The organism is Streptomyces aureus (assembly GCF_001418135.1).
Lineage (GTDB): Bacteria > Actinomycetota > Actinomycetes > Streptomycetales > Streptomycetaceae > Streptomyces > Streptomyces aureus_A.
In genome coordinates, this window is the sequence record NZ_LIPQ01000597.1 from 411 (window position 1) to 2109 (window position 1699).

The 1699-nt window shown below is 75.8% G+C and carries 1 protein-coding gene; it reads right to left on the reverse strand.

Annotated elements, in window-relative coordinates; genetic code table 11:
- Positions 1-52: 52 nt before the first annotated feature.
- Positions 53-1270, reverse strand: coding sequence for an exodeoxyribonuclease VII large subunit (xseA, locus tag AOK00_RS34735; RefSeq protein ID WP_055604114.1), 1218 nt, complete (start codon positions 1268-1270; stop codon positions 53-55).
- Positions 1271-1699: the final 429 nt, after the last annotated feature.

Consider the following 1699-nt stretch of genomic DNA (forward strand, 5'->3'; position numbering starts at 1 on the left):
GTCCTGCGTGGTCCTGCGTGGTCCTGCGTGGTTCCGCGTGGTCCTGCTCTGCTCAGGCCGGGTCGGCCACGCGCCGCACCGCGAACTCGCCCTCCGCGACCCGGGCCCGCAGCTCCTCGTCCGCCGCGACCTCCTCGGGGGAGCGGACCACCGAGCCGTCGGCCCGCTGGAGCACCGCGTACCCCCGCTCCATCGTCGCGGCGGGCGACAGCGCCCGGACCCGCGCCTGTGTGTGCGACAGCTCGGAGTCCGCCCGGTCCAGGAGGTGACCGAGGACCCGACGGCTGCGCGCGAGCAGCGCGACGAGCTCGTCCTCGCGGACCTCGACCATGCGCTGCGGATGCTCCATGACGGGCCGGGCGAGCGTGTGGGAGAGACCGCGCTCCTCCCGGTCCAGCAGTCCGCGTACGGTCCGCAGGGCCCGGTCCCGCAGCCCGCGCACCCGGTCCAGCTCCTCGCCGACGTCCGGGACGACCTTCTTGGCCGCGTCCGTCGGGGTCGAGGCGCGCAGGTCGGCCACGAGGTCGAGGAGGGGCGAGTCGGGTTCGTGGCCGATGGCCGAGACCACCGGCGTACGGCAGTCGGCGACGGCCCGGACGAGCTGCTCGTCCGAGAACGGCAGCAGGTCCTCGACGCTGCCGCCGCCCCGGGCGACGATGATCACGTCGACGTCCTCGTGGGCGTCGAGCTCCTTGACGGCCTGGACGACCTGAGGGACGGCCTTCACGCCCTGCACCGCCACGTTCCGCACCTCGAAGGCGACGGCGGGCCAGCGGCGGCGCGCGTTCTCCAGGACGTCCCGCTCCGCCGCGGAGGCGCGGCCGCAGACCAGGCCGACGCGGTGCGGCAGGAAGGGCAGCGGCTTCTTCCGGTCGAGGGCGAAGAGCCCCTCGGAGGCCAGGCTCCGCTTCAGCTGCTCGAGACGGGCGAGCAGCTCACCGATCCCGACGGGCTTGATCTCCACCGCCCGAAGCGACAGCTGGCCGCGCGGCGCGTACCACTCGGGCTTGGCGTGCACGACGACCCGGGCGCCCTCCGACACGACGTCCGCGACGGCGTCGAAGACCTGGCGGTAGCAGGTGACGCCGATGGAGATGTCGTACGAGGGATCCCGCAGCGTCAGGAAGACGACCCCGGCGCCGGGGCGCCGGGACAGCTGCGTGATCTGCCCCTCGACCCAGATCGCCCCGAGCCGGTCGATCCACCCCCCGATCAGACGGGAGACCTCACCGACGGGAAGCGGTGCTTCGGCGGACGTAGTCAGAGCCATGGACCGAGCGTAACCGCGCGGTACGACAACGTCAGGGGCGCGCGCACGCACGCCCCCGCGGCCGGAGGCGGGTACGCGGCCCCGCGACCACCGTCCCGGCGGTGCGCGTCGCCGGGGCGGTGGTCACGCGCGTACGCCCGCCCGAGCCGCGCCACGCACATGCGCCCGCCCCTCGCGCGGGCGGCCCGCGATCGCCCCACCCATGCCCCGGTACGCGCGCGTACCGGGGCATGGGTGGGGCGATCGCGGGCCGCCCGCGCGAGGGGCGGGCGCATGTGCGTGGCGCGGCTCGGGCGGGCGTACGCGCGTGACCACCGCCCCGGCGACGCGCACCGCCGGGACGGTGGTCGCGGGGCCGCGTACCCGCCTCCGGCCGCGGGGGCGTGCGTGCGCGCGCCCCTGACGTTGTCGTACCGCGCGGTTACGCTC

Bases quoted from the DNA above. Each gene is read 5' to 3' on its own strand.
- xseA (WP_055604114.1), bottom strand. From the start codon at position 1,270: ATGGCTCTGACTACGTCCGCCGAAGCACCGCTTCCCGTCGGTGAGGTC.